This window comes from Pseudomonas sp. OV546 (assembly GCF_900116845.1).
Lineage (GTDB): Bacteria > Pseudomonadota > Gammaproteobacteria > Pseudomonadales > Pseudomonadaceae > Aquipseudomonas > Aquipseudomonas petroselini.
In genome coordinates, this window is the sequence record NZ_FPCE01000001.1 from 882,961 (window position 1) to 899,374 (window position 16,414).

Genomic DNA, 16,414 nt, shown 5'->3' on the forward strand with positions numbered 1-16,414 from the left:
GATTCATTGCGGCCAGGCTCCAACGCTTTAACAGTGGAACAGCGCTCCCCAACAACGCTAACGTCGCCAAGAGCCCAACATGCAATTTTTATCCAATACCCACGGCTGCGAAGGCTGGGGCGGTGAAATGGCCCAGCGAATCCGCGCCTTCGATTGGTCGACCACCGAGTTGGGCCCGATTGACAAGTGGCCTTGCAGCCTGAGCAGCACGGTGCAGATGCTGCTGGCCTCACCCATGCCCATGGTGATGCTCTGGGGCTCGGTGGGGTACATGATCTACAACGACAGTTACTCCGTGTTTGCCGGTGGTCGCCACCCGTATCTGCTGGGCAAACCGGTGGAACTGGGCTGGCCGGAAGTGGCCGATTTCAATCGGCATGTGTTGGACACGTGCCTTGCCGGTGGCACGTTGTCGTACCGTGACTTTCCCTTGGAGTTGTCACGTAACGGCCAACCGGAAGAAGTCTGGATGGATCTTTCCTACAGTCCGGTGGCTGACGACAACCAGCAACCCGCCGGCGTCCTAGTGATCGTGACTGAGACCACCGAGCACGTGAAATCCGAGCGTGTGCGCCAGGAACTGACGCACAACCTGGAACAGCGGGTCGCCGACGAAGTGCAGGCGCGTTCTGCTGCCGAAGACCAACTGCGCCAATCGCAAAAACTCGAAGCCATCGGCGGCCTCACCGGCGGCGTGGCGCACGACTTCAATAACCTGCTGCAAGTCATCGCCGGCAACCTGCACCTGCTGTCGCGCCATGAACCGGACAACCCCCAGGTGCAGCGTCGTGTTGCGGCGGCCATTGCGGCGGTGGAGCGTGGTGCCAAGCTGTCGTCACAATTGCTTGCCTTCGCTCGTCGCCAACCCTTGTCACCGGCGGTGTACAACCCGCAACGCATCTACGCGGGCCTCGGCGAACTGCTGCAACGGGCGCTGGGGGAAACCATCCATATCGACGTGCAATTGCCCCAGGATTCCTGGTGCATCAACGTTGACCGCAACCAGCTGGAAAACGCTCTGCTCAACCTGGCCATCAACGCCCGGGATGCCATGAAAGGCGAGGGCGTGATTCGTATCACCGGCGAGAACATCATCCTCAATCCCGGCGATTGTGCCGGTAAAAGTATCAAGCCCGGTGAGTATGTGCGCCTGGCTGTCACCGATATCGGCGTAGGAATGCCGCCGGCGATCCTGGCGCGGGTATTCGAGCCGTTCTTCACCACCAAGCGCAACGGCCACGGTACAGGCCTGGGCCTGAGCATGGTGTTTGGCTTCGTGCGCCAAAGCGGCGGGCATGTCGAGGTGTGGAGCGAGGAGGGCAAGGGCACGGTGGTGCAAATGTATTTCCCGCGCAGCCTCGGTGACGAAGCTGAGGAAGCCCACGCCGAGCCGGTGTCGCATGCCAATGGCCACGAGACCATCTTGGTGGTTGAGGACAATGAAGACGTGCGCGCGACGGTCGTGGAGTTGCTGGAACAATCGGGTTACACCGTGCTCACGGCCGAAGACGGTGACCGTGCGATGCACATGCTGCAAGCCGGCGTGCAACCCGAGCTGATCTTCACCGACGTGGTGATGCCCGGCCGCATCAAGAGCACCGACCTGGCCGCCTGGGCTCGTGCGCAGACGCCGCCGGTCGCGGTGCTGTTCACCTCCGGCCACACCCGCGACATTCTCTCCAGCAATCACCTGCTGAGCCCCGATATTCACCTGTTGAGCAAGCCCTATAGCCCCGAAGCCCTGGCGCAACGGATACGCAGCGTGCTCAGCGTCAGACAAGGTTGTTCATGACTTCACAGCGCACTCTCCCCCCGATCACTGCCCAGCAGCACGGCTTCGTCCGCGTGCGTGGCGCCCGCGAACATAACCTGCAAAACGTCGATGTGGATATTCCCCGCGATGCCTTGGTGGTCTTCACCGGGGTGTCGGGCTCGGGCAAGTCGTCCCTGGCTTTTTCCACGGTGTACGCCGAGGCCCAGCGGCGGTATTTCGAATCGGTGGCGCCTTATGCGCGTCGGCTGATCGACCAGGTCGGGGTGCCGGATGTCGACAGCATCGAAGGCTTGCCGCCCGCCGTGGCCCTGCAACAGCAGCGCGGCACGCCGAGTGCGCGCTCGTCGGTGGGCAGCGTGACCACCTTGTCGAGCTTGATCCGCATGCTGTACTCCCGCGCCGGCAGTTACCCGCCGGGTCAAGCGATGCTGTATGCCGAGGATTTTTCGCCGAACCTGCCCCAAGGTGCGTGCCCACAATGCCATGGCCTGGGCCGCGTCTATGAAGTGACCGAGGCGCTGATGGTGCCCGATCCGTCGCTGACCATCCGCCAGCGCGCAGTGGCGTCCTGGCCGCTGGCGTGGCAAGGCCAGAACCTGCGCGACATCCTCGTGACCCTGGGCTATGACGTGGACATTCCTTGGCGCGAGCTGCCGAAAAAGCAGCGCGACTGGATCCTGTTCACTGAAGAAACCCCCACGGTCCCGGTGTACGCCGGTTTTACGCCCGAGCAAACCCGCGAGGCGTTGAAACGCAAACTCGAGCCCAGCTACCAGGGCACCTTCAGTGGGGCGCGGCGCTATATCCTGCACACCTTCACCCACACCCAAAGTGCGCTGATGAAAAAGCGCGTCTCGCAGTATATGCAAGGCAGCGCCTGCCCGCTGTGCGAGGGCAAGCGGCTGACCAAGGCGGCGCTGTCGGTGAAGTTTGCCGGGGTCGACATTGGTGAGCTGTCGCAATTGTCGCTGGCGCAATTGGCTGAATTGTTGCGGCCGGTGGCGGCGGGGCAGGACAAAATGAAACTCTCGGTGGAAAAGCGCCTGGCCGCGCAGCGTATCGCCCAGGACCTGCTCGAGCGGGTCAGCACCTTGACCGAGTTGGGCTTGGGCTATTTGTCCCTGGAGCGCAGTACGCCGACCTTGTCATCCGGTGAGTTGCAGCGCTTGCGCCTGGCGACCCAATTGGGCTCGCAGTTGTTTGGTGTGATTTATGTGCTGGATGAGCCCTCGGCGGGTTTGCATCCGGCGGATGGCGAAGCGTTGTTCACGGCGCTCGAGCGGTTGAAAGCGGCGGGTAATTCGCTGTTTGTGGTGGAGCATGACCTGGAAACCATGCGCCGCGCCGACTGGCTGATCGACGTCGGCCCGGCCGCCGGTGAGCATGGCGGGCAAGTCCTGTACAGCGGTCCGCCGGCGGGGCTGGCGCAGGTGGAGGCGTCGCAGACCCGTGAGTACCTGTTCGCTGAAAAACGCGTGGCAAACCCGGTGCGTCGCGAGCCCACGGGCTGGCTGAAACTGGAAGGTGTGACGCGCAATAACCTCGACGGCTTGAACGTCGATTTCCCGCTCGGCTGCTTCACGGCAGTCACCGGGATTTCCGGGTCGGGCAAGTCCAGCCTGGTCAGCCAGGCACTGCTGGAGCTGGTGGGCAGCGGGCTGGGACGTGTGTTGGAAAGCGACGAAGAGCCAAGCCTGGAAGACGACACTCCGCAAACCAGCGGCGGATGGATCAGCGCCGGGCTGGAGCACATCCGCCGCCTGGTGCAGGTCGACCAGAAACCTATCGGCCGCACGCCGCGCTCCAACCTGGCGACCTACACCGGCTTGTTCGACAACGTGCGCAAACTGTTTGCCGCCACACCTGCCGCGAAAAAACGCCACTACGATGCCGGGCAGTTCTCCTTCAACGTTGCCAAGGGCCGTTGCCCGAACTGCGAGGGCGAGGGGTTTGTCAGTGTTGAATTGCTGTTCATGCCCAGCGTGTACGCGCCATGCCCGACTTGCCATGGCGCGCGTTACAACCCCGAGACCCTGGCGATTAAATGGCAAGGCTTGAGCATCGCCCAGGTGCTGGGGCTGACGGTGGAGCAGGCCGTGGAGGTGTTCGCCGAACAGCCCGGCGTATTGCGTTCATTGCAGGTGCTGCGCGATATCGGCTTGGGGTACCTGCGCCTGGGGCAACCGGCGACCGAACTGTCCGGCGGCGAAGCGCAGCGCATCAAACTCGCCACCGAGCTGCAACGCAATGCCCGAGGCGCCACGCTGTATGTGTTGGATGAACCCACCACCGGGCTGCACCCACGGGATGTCGACCGCTTGCTCAGCCAGTTGAATCACCTGGTGGACGCGGGGCATACGGTGGTTGTGGTGGAACATGAAATGCGCGTGGTGGCGCAGAGTGACTGGGTGATCGATATCGGACCGGGCGCGGGGGATTTGGGCGGCAAGGTGGTTGCCAGCGGTACGCCGCAGAAGGTTGCTAAAAGCAAGACCAGCCGCACCGCACCATTCCTGGCCCGAGAGCTGATCTAGCAATCAAAACAGATCAAGTGTGGGAGGGGCGGTGCGACGATTCGACTTGCTTCTGATAGCGGTGTGTCAGTCAACTAAATAAGTGTCTGAACCATCGCCATCGGGGGCAAGTCGAATCGTCGCACCGCCCCTCCCACAGGTTGATCACTGTTGAGTCAGGTGGATTTGTGCCTTGGCCTGCTTCACCACGTTGTCCACGGTGAACCCAAACTGCTCCTGCAGCTTGGCCAACGGTGCCGATGCGCCGAAGCTGTTCATCACTACCTTGGCTCCGGTTTGACCGACGTAGCGGTCCCAGCCCAATGGGCCCGCCTGTTCCACCACCACCCGTGCTTTCACCGCTGGCGGCAGCACGCTGTCGCGGTAGGCTTGGTCCTGTTCTTCAAACAGTTCCCAGCTGGGCATCGAGACCACTTGCGCGGCAATCCCTTCGCTTTTCAGTTGCTCGTAAGCGTCCACCGCGAGGCTGACTTCACTGCCCGTCGCCAGCAGCAGGACCTCAGGATGATCGGCACCTGCGAGCACATAGGCGCCCTTGGCAGCACCCGATGCGGCGGCATACTTACTACGATCCAGCGTAGGCAATGGCTGACGCGACAACACCACACAACTCGGCCGATGGGTTTGCGCCAGTGCTACTGTCCACAACGCCAGCGTTTCATTGGCATCGCCTGGGCGCAGGGTCAGTAACCCCGGCGTGGCGCGCAGTTGGGTCAGATGTTCGATAGGTTGATGCGTCGGCCCATCTTCACCCACACCGATCGAGTCGTGGGTGAAGACAAACACCACCGGCAACTCCATGATCGCCGCCAGGCGGATCGGCGGCTTCATGTAGTCGCTGAACACCAGGAAGGTCGAGGTGTACGGGCGCAGGTAGGACAACGCCATGCCATTGGCAATGGCGCCCATGGCGTGTTCACGGATGCCGAAGTGCAGGTTGCGCCCCGTGTAGTCGTCAGCGCTGAAGCGCCCGGCACCCTCGAACGTGAGGTTAGTCTTGGTCGAAGGCGACAAATCCGCCGAGCCGCCCAGCAACCACGGGATTTGCTCGGCAAACGCATTCAGCACCTTGCCGCCGGCGGCACGGCTGGCGATGCCCTTGGCGTCGGCGTCAAAGCTGGGCAGATGTTTCTGCCAGTGTTCGGGCATTTCCCCGGCCCGCATACGGCGCAATTCATCGGCCAGTTCCGGCTCGTACTGCTCAAGCTGCGCCAGGTGCTCGCTCCACTTTTCATACAGCGGCTCACTGCGATCCAGCAGCGCATCACGCAAGTGCATGCGGGCGTCATCGGGCACCAGGAAGCTGGAGTCCTCGGGCCAGCCATATGCGGCTTTGGTCAGGCGGATTTCATCCTCGCCCAAAGGCTCGCCATGGGCGGCGGCCGTGTTGTGTTTGTGCGGTGAGCCATAGCCGATCACGCTGTCGACCACGATCAGGGTCGGTGCGCCACGGTTGCAATGGAAGGCCTTCAAGGCATTGCCCAAGGCTTGCAAGTCGTTGGCATCGGTCACGTGCAGGGTGTGCCAGCCATACGCCTGGAAGCGTTTGATCACGTCTTCGCTGAACGCAAGCTCGGTGTGGCCTTCGATGCTGATGGTGTTGTTGTCATAGATCCAGCACAGCTTGTCCAACTTCAAATGCCCGGCCATCGACGCCGCTTCGCTGCTGATGCCTTCCATCATGTCGCCGTCGCCGCACAGGGTGTAGACGTTGTAGTCGAACAGGGTTTTTTCTTCACGGTTGAACCGCTTGGCCAGCCAGCGCTCGGCAATGGCCATGCCGACGCTGTTGGCACAGCCCTGGCCGAGCGGGCCGGTGGTGGTCTCCACACCGGTGGTCATGCGGTACTCGGGGTGGCCGGGGGTTTTCGAACCCGCCTGCCGAAACTGCTTGATATCGTCCAGGCTGACAGCGGCCTGGCCGGTGCGCTCACCATCAGCATCCAACTCCACCACGCCTGCCAGGTGCAGCAACGAATACAGCAACATCGATGCATGACCGACCGACAATACAAAACGGTCGCGGCTGGGCCAGTCGGGGTGTTGGGGGTGATAGCGCAGGAAGCGACTCCACAGCGTATACCCCACGGGGGCCAGGCCCATGGGCGTGCCGGGATGGCCGGAATTGGCTTTTTGTACGGCATCCATGGCCAGGGTGCGGATTGTGTTGATGCATTGGGTGTCGACGGCGGTGGCAGCTTGCTTCATGAACCGGTCTCCCTCGGGTGGCGATCTACAGTGGAGGGCACAGTGCGCCAAAGGTTTGATCCCATCGCCTATGTTGCGACGAACGGGGATGTATTGACCTTGAACATGACAAGACCCCTCGCAATGGTCTAGCTTCTAGGGCGTAAGCCATTGATCAACTTGCGGAGGTACGCCATGCCAGTGAAACACGACCTGTATCAGGACTTGGGGTTCAGCAAGGAAGTCGTTCACGAACGCAGGGCAAATGACAAACGCCTGGACTCGCTGCTCACTCAATACGACGACGCTGACAAGGAGGTACTGAAGGCAGAATCAGCAAGCGCCGGCGATGAAGAGGTGGAGAAGCTGAAGAAGAAACGGTTGTTGATCAAAGACGACATTGTGGCGAAGTTGGGGTAGGGGATCGTTCGCGTTCCTACAGGGGGCGCGCACATTTGTTCAGAATTGTCTGAAGGACAGGCTTCTCTTCACTGCCTATGATGCCCACCGCCCACCCGGCTCTGGGGACTGTTGCGGCGCAAGGACTGCGCTGTTGAGCCGGGTGGGCACTTCAATTCAGGCCAGCAGTGCCTGGGTGCATTCATCAATAGAGCGCTGCTGCGTTTCCTCATACAGCTTCAATTCATCAATCGTCCGGCGGCCGAGTGCCTGTTCAAACTCGGCTTGGTTCGAATTGGCCGCGTAGTGACTCTGCGCCGCATCCCCCAGGTTCGACTGAAAGATCCCCGCTGCACTCACCGGCAGAAAATCCTCGTACACCAACGGCTCCACATCGATGTGGCCCGCTGCGATCAGTGCTTCCAGGGTACGCGGTTGCTCGGCGCTGCCGCGCGCCGCCACACCTTGCTCGGTGGTGAGGTAGCGGAAGTAGGCCAGGCCCTGATCACGCATCTGGGCGTGGTTGTCCGGGAAGGCCTGGAAGTGCTGTTCCATCAATTCGACATAACGTGCGGCGTTGCCTTCATTGGGGAAAGCGCCCAGCTCGTCGCGCGCGGCGTTCAGCAGTTGGTCGTACAGCGCGCGGCCTTTGGGCGTAAGGGCCACACCGCGCTGTTCGATCTCGCCAAAGCGTGCGCTGTGGCTGCCTTGGGCGTCGGTGAAGGCGATGGGTTCGTCGAGGGCCTTGAAGCTGGTCTGGCGCAGCAGGATCGGGCAGCGGCGGCGGGGTGGGCCTTCGATCACGGCCTTGGGTGTGATGCCTTTGCCTGGCATGGCGGCCTGGACCTGGTCGATGTCCAGGGTGCGGGGGGTCAGGTGGTTGATGTGCGGGCCTTTGAACGCGACTACGTCGGCGATCAGGCGGTGCTGGTCGCTCAGTTGCTGGTACTGCGCGCCGGTGACGGTGGCGGTGTGGTGCCAGCGGAAGGTTTCCAGGGCCTGGTGGATGAATTCATCCGCGTCCACGGCATTGAGGCCGCCGTCCTTTTCTGCTTGTTCGATTAGCGCCAAGGCTCTTGGGGTAAAGATCGAGCGCTTGGCCAGGGCCGTTTCGGCAAACGCACGCAGGTCGGGGTTTTCGATCAGTTCCAGGCGCAGCAAGGACGTGAACACCCGAAACGGGCTGGTTTGCAGCGCCTGTTCGTGCACGGCGCGAAAGGCGGTGGAGTGCACCGGCACGCCGGCCGGGGTCAGGTCGTAATAGCCCACCGGCTGCATGCCCATCACTGCGAACAGGCGGCTGATGGTCGCCAGCTCGGCGGCGGTGCCCAGGCGGATCGCGCCGTGGCGTTCCCTGTCCAGGCGCTGGATTTCGCCGGTGCGTTGCAGGTGCTGCGCCAGGCCCGGTTCAGTGTCGAGCACGCGGGTATTGGTCTCGGCCACCAACTCCATCAGCGCGCCATACAGCGGAACTTCATCTCGGTACATGTCGGACATGGCCTTGGAAAAGCCCTTGCGGATCTCATCGGGGGAGACATGTGCGGTGGTGGGCATAGAAAAATTCCTGATGGCGATGACGGTGAAGGTGGCCTTTGCCTGGATTTTGTTGAGCGCAGGGCGTGCTTGCAAACGAAGATTCCTCAGGACTTCATTCTGCAAATGAATGAGATGACGTGAATATGACAAAAAACAGCCCGCGGAAAATTTCATTTCCGCGCGGTTTTCCTAACTAATTCTTCACGGAGTCCGCCCCGGCCGGCATGAAAGAATCGTCACGTTTGCAAGGATGAAAACGCCGTTATGCACACCGCACACATAAAAAAATGTTTAGGGGCCGTCGTTAATGAAAATTTCTACACTGGCGCTGTCGATCACCGCCGCCGTTCTTGCACAACACGCATTCGCTGATGATTTCGGGCTCGGTGCCCTGGGCACCGGCAATGGTCACAGCGGTTTCCTTGAAGACAGCCATGCGTCTGTCAGCTCACGGAGCATGTACTACAGCGCGGATAACCGCTCGGGGACCAACAACGACCTGCGCGAAGCGGCAACTGCGCTGCGTTTTGACTACAAATCCGGCTTTACCCAGGGCACCATTGGCCTGGGCTTCGACGTCATGGCCTTCGGCGCGCTGCGCCTGGACGGCGGCGATGGTCACACGGCGGGCGCAGGCCTGGCGGGCAACGGCAACAGCTTTTTTCCGACCAAGAACAACGGCACCGAGCCTGCCGATTCCTTCGGTCGCGCGGCGGGCAACGTGAAGTTCCGTGTTTCCCAGACCGAGTTGCACGTCGGTGGTGGCTTGGCGCCGGTTCTGCCGATCCTGGTTTCCAACGACAGCCGCGTGGCACCGCAGACCTTTGACGGTGGCATCCTTACCTCGAATGACATTCCCAATGTCACCTTCACCGGCGGTGAGTTGAACCGCGCCGAAGGCCGTGCCTCCAGTAACTCCACAGGCTTGAGCGTGGCAGGCGGTACCCGCGACAGCGACAGTTTCAAATTCGGCGGGGTGGACTACAAACCGTTTGGTTCTTCCGACAACGCCATCGCGAAAAACCTGACGTTGCAGTACTACTACGCCCAACTGCAAGACTTCTACAAACAGAACTACGTCGGCCTGGTCCACGTGCTGCCGCTGGGCAATGACCAGTCGTTCAAGACCGACCTGCGTTACTTCGACAGCACCAGCGACGGCAAGAACGGCGAGAGCGGCTACCAGTTCAACAACAACGGTGGCTTTGCCAAGCATGCCAACGAAGTGGACAACAAAACCTACAGTGCGGCCTTCACTTACCAACTGGGCGGCAGCAGCTTGATGCTCGGCCATATTGGCGTGGGTGACGACGGCGGCTTTGTGTGGGTCAACCAGGGCAGCCTGGCCGACCCGCACGCACAAGGCGCCGGCGGCAGCGACTTCTACCTGTTTACCGACGCTGTGGTGGGCCAGTTCTCCCGCGCGGGCGAGCAGGTCAACTTTGGTCAGTACTCGTATGACTTCAAGGCCTACGTGCCTGGCCTGAAGGCTTCCGTGGCGTACCTCGACGGTTCGGACATCAAGTCGAAGGTTGCCGGCGGCCCTGACCAGAAAGAAAACGAAGCCGACTTCCGTCTGGACTACGTGGTGCAAGCCGGTCCTCTGAAAGGCTTCGGTACCACCTTGCGCACCGGCACCTATCACGGCAAAAACACCGGCACCCCCGACCAGGATCAGACTCGCCTGATCTTCAACTACACCTACGCCATCTTCTAAGTCTTCATGTGCATCCGGGCGTCATTGGGTTCTACACTGCCTCTCACCTGGTAGGCGATGGAGGACCCGATGACGGCCACACCCGACAACCGAATACTTGCAACCCTCGAAGGCCAGCGCCTGGCGCAGCAGGATGCCGAGCGTTGGCGCGAGTGGGGCCCTTACTTGAGTGAACGCCAATGGGGCACGGTGCGCGAAGACTACAGCGCCGATGGCGATGCCTGGACTTACTTCCCCCACGAACACGCACGCAGCCGCGCCTACCGATGGGGTGAGGATGGCCTCGCCGGTTTCAGCGACAAGGCGCAACGTTGGTGCCTGGGCCTGGCCCTGTGGAACGAGTGCGATGCGATCATCAAGGAGCGCCTGTTCGGCCTCAATAACGCCGAGGGCAACCACGGTGAAGACGTCAAGGAACTGTACTTTTTCGTCGATGGCGTGCCGAGCCATGCCTACATGCGCATGCTCTACAAATACCCCCATGCAGCCTTTCCCTACGAGGACCTGATCCGCGAAAACGCCCGCCGTGGCCTGGAGGATGCCGAGTACGAGATCCTTGACACCGGCGTGTTCGAAGACAACCGCTACTGCGATGTCAGCGTCGAGTACGCCAAGCATCAGCCCGACGACCTCTTCATGCGTATCACGCTGCACAACCGTTCCGAGCAGCCGACCCGCTTGCAGGTGATGCCGCAGTTGTGGGCGCGCAATGACTGGAGCTGGACCTTTGATGCGCCCAAGCCGCAGTTGAAGATGGACGGGGAGCAGGTGCTGGCGCGCCATCCTGAACGGCCGGATCGGCATCTCAGCGCCTGGGGCCAGGAGGGGGTGGAGTGGTTGTTCTGCGAGAACGAAACCAACGTTCCCCGCCTGGATGGCCAGCCGGCGACGGGGCCGTTCAAGGACGGCATCAATGATTACGTGGTCGAGGGTGTTCAATCGGCGATTCGGCGTGACAGCGGCACCAAAGTCGCGGCGCGCTTCATCCTCGAATTGGCAGGCCTTGAGAGTAAAACCCTCTACCTGCGGTTTGCCCCCGTTAACGCGCCGCCGGTCAACGCCCGCAAGCTGTTCGAACAACGCCGCCAAGAGGCGGATGATTTCTACGCCGCCTTGCAACACGGCATCCACGACGACGATGCGCGCAATGTGCAACGCCAGGCATTGGCTGGCTTGCTGTGGTCCAAGCAGCTGTACTATTTCGATGTGAACCAATGGCTCGACGGCGACCCGGCGCAACCTGCGCCGCCGCCTGAGCGCCTGCATATCCGCAATACTCATTGGCGGCACCTGTCGAACTTCGACATCCTCTCCATGCCCGACACCTGGGAATACCCGTGGTATGCCTCGTGGGACCAAGGCTTCCAGGCGGTGGCCATGGCGCTGATCGATCCGGGGTACGCCAAGCAGCAACTGTTACTGCTGGTGAAAGACCGCTTCATGCACCCCAACGGGCAATTGCCGGCCTATGAATGGCGCTTCGACGACGCCAACCCGCCGGTCCACGCCTGGGCCAGTTGGCGGGTGTACCAGCAGGACAAGGCGCTGAACGGCGTAGGCGACATGGATTTCCTTGAGCGGATTTTCCACAAGCTGCTGCTGAATTTTTCCTGGTGGGTCAACCGCAAGGATGCCGAAGGGCGCAACCTGTTCCAGGGCGGTTTCCTGGGGTTGGACAATATCGCCTTGTTCGACCGCTCGGCCGGGCTGCCGCCGGGGTACCAGCTGGATCAGGCCGACGGCACGGCGTGGGTCGCGGCCTATGCGTTGGACTTGATGCGTATCGGCCTGGAGCTGGCCAAGCGCAATGGGGTGTACGTCGACATCGCCGTTAAGTTCTTTGAGCATTTCCTGTACATCGCGGGCGCCATCAACCGCGTCGACGAGAGCGCCGAAGGCCTGTGGGATGAGCAGGACCTGTTCTTCTACGATGTGCTGCACCGGCCCGACGGCCAGAACGAGCCGGTGCGTCTGCGCTCTATCGTCGGGCTGATGCCCCTGTTTGCCGTGCTGGTGCTGGAGCAGCGCGAGCATGAGGGGTTGGAAGGCTTGCGCGAACGCCTGCTCGGGTTCATGAAGCACCGGCCCGACCTGGCCAAGCTGGTCTCGCGCTGGAATGAGCCAGGGCAGGGCAACCGCCTGTTACTGGCGCTGTTGCGCGGTGAGCGCACCAAGGACCTGCTGCGGCGCATGCTCGATGACAGCGAGTTTTTGTCGACGTTTGGCGTGCGCTCCTTGTCCAAGGCGTTCGCCGAGCAACCCCTGGCGCTGCAAATGAACGGCAACACCCTCAGTGCACGCTACCAACCCGGCGAATCCGACTCGCGGCTGTATGGCGGCAACTCCAACTGGCGCGGGCCGCTGTGGATGCCGGTGAACTACATGCTGATCGAGTCGTTGCGGGAATTTCACCGCTACTACGCGGATAACTTCTCGGTGGAGTACCCGACCGGCAGCGGTTATCTGTCCTCCCTGGAGGAAGTGGCCGACAGCCTCAGTCAGCGGCTGACGCGGTTGTTTCTCAGGGATGAAAACGGTTCGCGACCGTCGATGGCGGGCTATGCGCAGCTGGAGGCGGACCCGGCCAGCCGTGACCTGGTGTTGTTCCATGAATATTTTCATGGGGAAACCGGGCGCGGGTTGGGGGCGTCCCATCAGACGGGGTGGAGTGCGTTGGTGGCGTTGCTGCTGCAGCCTGGGGTTGAGTAATACGCCGGACAGAGCGCTGAACTACAGGCGACGTAGAAAGGATCTGACGATATGCCGGGTGGCGTCGGTGGTGTCCAGTTCATCCATGGCGCCATAGGCATGCCACTGGCAGTCGACGATTTCGTTGCGAGGCCGCGCGTCTTCGATGTTCACCACCGAGGCCTCGAACACATGGTGCAGGGTGTCGCGGGCCTTGAGTTCCTGCAAGTACAGCAAGCCGTCCACGTTCAATCCGGTTTCTTCTTCCAGCTCGCGCTCGGCAGCGCCGACCGGGCGCTCGTTGCGTTCAACCTTGCCGCCCGGCAACGCCCATTTCGATCTGGCCTTGCGCACGAAGAGGATATGCCCCTCGTGTTCGCAAATGACCGTGGCCCTGATTTTCATCGTCTGTGCCCCCGCAGTGAGATGAGTGTCATAAAAGTGTAATGCAATTGTCATGCTAAGTGGTTATGGCGCTGACGTGTGGGGATGTGGATACTGCCCGATTGACGAAAACGCACGAGGGAAACCGATGAACACCGTACGCTGGGGCATGATCGGCTGTGGCAGTGTCACTGAATTGAAGAGTGGACCCGCCTTCTACAAAGCGCCAGGTTCGGCGCTGGTGGCCGTCATGGGGCGCCGCGAGGAAGCCGTGCGCGATTATGCGGCGCGCCATGGCATTGCCCGCTTCTATACCGACGCCCAGGCCCTGATCGACGATCCCGAGGTGGACGCGGTGTACATCGCCACGCCACCCGACAGCCACCTTGAATACAGCCTGATGGTGGCCGCAGCGGGCAAGCATTGCTGTGTCGAAAAACCGATGGCATTGAATGCCGAGCAAAGCGCATTGATGCAGCGCACCTTCGAGCGTGCCGGCCTGGACCTGTTTGTTTCGTACTACCGCCGTTCGCTGCCGCGTTTCCAACAAGTGCGCCAGTGGCTGCAAGAGGGGCGCATCGGCCAACTGCGCCACCTGACTTGGACCCTGTGCAAGCCACCGGGCGCCGATGACGCCGACGCCGCCAATTGGCGCACCGACCCGCTGATTGCCGGCGGCGGTTACTTTGCCGACCTGGCCAGCCATGGGTTTGACCTGTTCCAGTACCTGGCCGGGGATATTGTCGAGGTCTCGGGCTTCACCGCGCGACAGGCCGGGCAGTATGCCGCCGAGGATGCCGTGACGGCCTGTTGGACATTTGCGTCCGGCGCGCTGGGCATGGGCTGCTGGAACTTTGTCGCCGACCGTCGTGAAGACCGGGTCGAGCTGATTGGCAGCAAGGGGCGCATTACCTTTGCAGTATTCGAGGACCAGCCGCTGCGCCTGGAAGGCGAGGTCGACGAGGTGCTGGACGTGCCTTGCCACGCGCATATCCAGTGGCACCATGTGTTGGCCATGAACGCCCATATCCGTGGGGAAGCCGAACACCCTTCACAGGCGATCGAGGCGTTGAAGACCGATCGGATCCTCGACAAGGTGCTACAACGTAACCCCCATCATCCTGGGTAGTTGCAATAGGGTAGTGATTCATTTTTCTTAAGGAACACGGGGATGAAATACTGGATGGTGTTGTGGCTGGCCATTGCCACAAGTGCAATGGCGGCGCCACGGGAGCAGCGGCCGGCGGGGGATTTTGATTTCTATGTGCTGTCGCTGTCATGGTCGCCGACGTTCTGCCTGACGCACCCGGACAACGAGCAGTGCTCGGGCAAAGGCTACGGCTTCGTGTTGCACGGACTGTGGCCGCAATACGCTCGGGGCGGGTGGCCGGCGTCGTGCGAGCCTCAATCGCAACTCTCGGCCGAAGACATGGCCAAGGGCGCGCTGATGTTTCCCACGCGCTCACTGCTCAAGCATGAATGGGCCAAGCACGGCACCTGCAGCGGCCTGGAGGCCTCGCGCTACCTGGAGGCCACTGATGCGGCGTTGGGCGCCGTGCAGATCCCACCGCAACTGCAGCCGTTCAATGTGCCTAATTATTTGCAAGCGCGGGACATCGAACAGCTGTTCCGCGAGAGCAACCCCGCCATGGGCGACCACAGTGTGGCGGTGATCTGCAAGGGCAAGGTGTTGTCTGAAGTACGGATATGCCTGAGCAAGGAATTGCGCTTTGCCGGTTGCCCCAGGAGCGTGAAGACCCAGTGCCGGGACGGTGACATCCGGATCCCGGTTCAGCGTTGAGCCTGCGCCTGGAGCGCGTGCAACGCAATGGTCGCGGCCGCGTTCGCACTGGAGGCCCCGGCGCGATCCGCCAGGTAGCGCGCGGGCGGTTGGCCCATTGCCTTGCGAAACATGGTGATAAAGCCGCTGGCGTTCTCATAACCCAGGTCCAGGGCGACCCGCTGCACGCTTTCACCCCTGGCCAGGCGTTGCAATGACAGGATCACATGCAACTGCCGGCGCCAGCGGCCGAAACTCAGGCCGAACTCTTCCAGCAGCAGGCGCGTCATGCTGCGCTCGCTCATGCCGATGCGCACGGCCCACTGGCCGAGGGTGGCCTTGTCGCCGGGGTTGGCCAGCAGGCTGTCGGCCAGGCGCCGCAACCGTGGGTCCTGGGGCATTGGCAGGTGCAAGTCTTCGATGGGCGCCTGGGCCAACTCGTCCAGCAGCGTGGTGATCAACCGGCCCTGAGCGCCGTCCTCTTCGTACCAATGCTCAAAACTCACCGCCTTAGTAATCAACTCATGCAACAGGCCGGACACCGCCAGCGTGCAGCATTGCGGGGGCAGGGCGCCAGCGGCGTGCGGGTCGATCAGCAGGCAATACACCTCGGCTTCGCCGGCCCCCCGCGCCGCATGTGAAAGGCCGCCGGGGATCCACAGCGCGCACTGGGGCGGCACAATCCAGATACCGGCCTCGATCTGGCAATGAATCACCCCGCGCAGGGTGTACATCAACTGGCCCTTGCGATGGACATGCGGTGCATGCTCCCAGGTCTGGGACGTGCTGGTAGCGCCCACGGCCACCACGGCGCGCGGGATCATGTCGGCGTCCTTGGCCCGGGAGGGGTCGAATTGATCAAGGCGGTGGCGCTTCATGGCGGTTTCACAGCTTGGCTGAATTGCGAAACATTCTGGCTATTCTGTGCAATGCCGTCCAGCAGGTAGATCCCTATGATGAGATCCACTCTCATTAAGGAGCTCTGCCATGCGACTCGACAGTTCAACATTCCCAGTGGTGAAAATCGTCTTTGATGCGCCAAACGAAGGCGGGCCCGACGATGCATTCGTGGTCTTCGAAGGCCTGCTGGCCCGCCAGCAAGCCTTTGTGCTGCTGCATGAAAAGGCCGAAGATGAAAACAGTCACGAACACTCCCACGAAGAGCGCAAGCAGGCGTCGATCTGGATGAAGAAAAACAGGCCGGCCCTGCGCACGTATGTCAAGGGCATGATCCAGGTCGAGCCCAGCGCTGCGCAGCGGCTGGCGCTCAAGCCGTTTGCCGTGATGTTTGGCAAGGCGTGGGGCTACCCGTTGCTGGTGGTGGAATCCAAAGACCGCGCCTGGGCGCTGGCGCGGGACGTGCTGGATGATCGGGTGTCGGATGTGGCGCATTTTTAACGCGGCCTACAGTCCGC

The 16,414-nt window shown here is 61.7% G+C and carries 12 protein-coding genes; 8 read left to right on the top strand and 4 right to left on the bottom strand.

What is annotated here, in order from left to right; all coding sequences use genetic code 11:
* Nucleotides 1-79 precede the first annotated feature (79 nt).
* Both BM403_RS04185 and uvrA read left to right on the top strand, forming a co-directional pair.
* A complete protein-coding gene (locus tag BM403_RS04185; RefSeq protein WP_046034722.1) occupies nucleotides 80-1,792 on the top strand; it encodes an ATP-binding protein in 1,713 nt (570 codons plus the stop codon).
* Nucleotides 1,789-4,308 carry an excinuclease ABC subunit UvrA gene (uvrA, locus tag BM403_RS04190; protein ID WP_012724748.1) on the top strand — a complete coding sequence of 840 codons (2,520 nt, stop codon included), beginning with the start codon at nucleotides 1,789-1,791 and terminating at the stop codon, nucleotides 4,306-4,308. Before BM403_RS04185 ends, uvrA begins: the two co-directional genes overlap by 4 nt.
* Nucleotides 4,309-4,452: 144 nt before the next feature.
* On the opposite strand, the gene tkt is transcribed toward uvrA, so the two are convergent.
* Nucleotides 4,453-6,516 carry a transketolase gene (gene tkt / locus BM403_RS04195; RefSeq protein WP_093541706.1) on the bottom strand — a complete coding sequence of 688 codons (2,064 nt, stop codon included), beginning with the start codon at nucleotides 6,514-6,516 and terminating at the stop codon, nucleotides 4,453-4,455.
* A 174-nt stretch (nucleotides 6,517-6,690) separates the two neighbouring features.
* Here tkt and BM403_RS04200 point away from each other — a divergent pair, with 174 nt between their 5' ends.
* On the top strand, nucleotides 6,691-6,915 hold the full coding sequence (locus BM403_RS04200; RefSeq protein ID WP_046034724.1) for a DUF465 domain-containing protein: 225 nt from the start codon (nucleotides 6,691-6,693) through the stop codon (nucleotides 6,913-6,915).
* A gap of 156 nt (nucleotides 6,916-7,071) precedes the next feature.
* On the opposite strand, the gene BM403_RS04205 is transcribed toward BM403_RS04200, so the two are convergent.
* A complete protein-coding gene (locus BM403_RS04205; RefSeq protein WP_093541943.1) occupies nucleotides 7,072-8,448 on the bottom strand; it encodes a 2-oxoadipate dioxygenase/decarboxylase HglS in 1,377 nt (458 codons plus the stop codon).
* 289 nt (nucleotides 8,449-8,737) lie between these two features.
* Between BM403_RS04205 and BM403_RS04210 the strand changes: the two genes are divergently transcribed.
* Both BM403_RS04210 and BM403_RS04215 read left to right on the top strand, forming a co-directional pair.
* The gene (locus tag BM403_RS04210) at nucleotides 8,738-10,147 is read left to right on the top strand and encodes an OprD family outer membrane porin (RefSeq protein WP_012724744.1); all 1,410 of its coding nucleotides are present in this window, start codon (nucleotides 8,738-8,740) and stop codon (nucleotides 10,145-10,147) included.
* Nucleotides 10,148-10,216: 69 nt separating this feature from the next.
* Nucleotides 10,217-12,856: an MGH1-like glycoside hydrolase domain-containing protein gene (locus BM403_RS04215; protein WP_093541708.1), complete on the top strand. Its 2,640-nt coding sequence runs from the start codon at nucleotides 10,217-10,219 to the stop codon at nucleotides 12,854-12,856.
* Nucleotides 12,857-12,877: 21 nt separating this feature from the next.
* On the opposite strand, the gene BM403_RS04220 is transcribed toward BM403_RS04215, so the two are convergent.
* Nucleotides 12,878-13,240 (bottom strand): NUDIX hydrolase, encoded by a 363-nt coding sequence (locus BM403_RS04220; RefSeq protein ID WP_064054544.1) that lies wholly within the window; start codon nucleotides 13,238-13,240, stop codon nucleotides 12,878-12,880.
* A gap of 127 nt (nucleotides 13,241-13,367) precedes the next feature.
* Between BM403_RS04220 and BM403_RS04225 the strand changes: the two genes are divergently transcribed.
* Together BM403_RS04225 and BM403_RS04230 are read left to right on the top strand one after the other, a co-directional pair.
* Entirely contained in the window at nucleotides 13,368-14,348 is a 981-nt protein-coding gene (locus BM403_RS04225; RefSeq protein WP_093541710.1) for a Gfo/Idh/MocA family protein, read from the top strand.
* A gap of 42 nt (nucleotides 14,349-14,390) precedes the next feature.
* Complete coding sequence (locus tag BM403_RS04230; protein WP_012724740.1) at nucleotides 14,391-15,020, top strand: ribonuclease T2 family protein; 630 nt, start codon at nucleotides 14,391-14,393, stop codon at nucleotides 15,018-15,020.
* On the opposite strand, the gene BM403_RS04235 is transcribed toward BM403_RS04230, so the two are convergent.
* Nucleotides 15,011-15,877: an AraC family transcriptional regulator gene (locus BM403_RS04235; RefSeq protein ID WP_093541712.1), complete on the bottom strand. Its 867-nt coding sequence runs from the start codon at nucleotides 15,875-15,877 to the stop codon at nucleotides 15,011-15,013. The two genes, BM403_RS04230 and BM403_RS04235, sit on opposite strands and share 10 nt — an antisense overlap.
* A 109-nt stretch (nucleotides 15,878-15,986) precedes the next feature.
* Here BM403_RS04235 and BM403_RS04240 point away from each other — a divergent pair, with 109 nt between their 5' ends.
* Nucleotides 15,987-16,397 carry a hypothetical protein gene (locus BM403_RS04240; protein WP_093541714.1) on the top strand — a complete coding sequence of 137 codons (411 nt, stop codon included), beginning with the start codon at nucleotides 15,987-15,989 and terminating at the stop codon, nucleotides 16,395-16,397.
* Nucleotides 16,398-16,414: the final 17 nt, after the last annotated feature.

Excerpts from the sequence above, each read along its gene's own strand:
- BM403_RS04225 (WP_093541710.1), top strand. The coding sequence starts at position 13,368 with ATGAACACCGTACGCTGGGGCATGATCGGCTGTGGCAGTGTCACTGAA.
- tkt (WP_093541706.1), bottom strand. The coding sequence starts at position 6,516 with ATGAAGCAAGCTGCCACCGCCGTCGACACCCAATGCATCAACACAATC.
- uvrA (WP_012724748.1), top strand. The coding sequence starts at position 1,789 with ATGACTTCACAGCGCACTCTCCCCCCGATCACTGCCCAGCAGCACGGC.
- BM403_RS04240 (WP_093541714.1), top strand. The coding sequence starts at position 15,987 with ATGCGACTCGACAGTTCAACATTCCCAGTGGTGAAAATCGTCTTTGAT.
- BM403_RS04215 (WP_093541708.1), top strand. The coding sequence starts at position 10,217 with ATGACGGCCACACCCGACAACCGAATACTTGCAACCCTCGAAGGCCAG.
- BM403_RS04210 (WP_012724744.1), top strand. The coding sequence starts at position 8,738 with ATGAAAATTTCTACACTGGCGCTGTCGATCACCGCCGCCGTTCTTGCA.
- BM403_RS04185 (WP_046034722.1), top strand. The coding sequence starts at position 80 with ATGCAATTTTTATCCAATACCCACGGCTGCGAAGGCTGGGGCGGTGAA.
- BM403_RS04205 (WP_093541943.1), bottom strand. The coding sequence starts at position 8,448 with ATGCCCACCACCGCACATGTCTCCCCCGATGAGATCCGCAAGGGCTTT.
- BM403_RS04220 (WP_064054544.1), bottom strand. The coding sequence starts at position 13,240 with ATGAAAATCAGGGCCACGGTCATTTGCGAACACGAGGGGCATATCCTC.
- BM403_RS04200 (WP_046034724.1), top strand. The coding sequence starts at position 6,691 with ATGCCAGTGAAACACGACCTGTATCAGGACTTGGGGTTCAGCAAGGAA.
- BM403_RS04230 (WP_012724740.1), top strand. The coding sequence starts at position 14,391 with ATGAAATACTGGATGGTGTTGTGGCTGGCCATTGCCACAAGTGCAATG.
- BM403_RS04235 (WP_093541712.1), bottom strand. The coding sequence starts at position 15,877 with ATGAAGCGCCACCGCCTTGATCAATTCGACCCCTCCCGGGCCAAGGAC.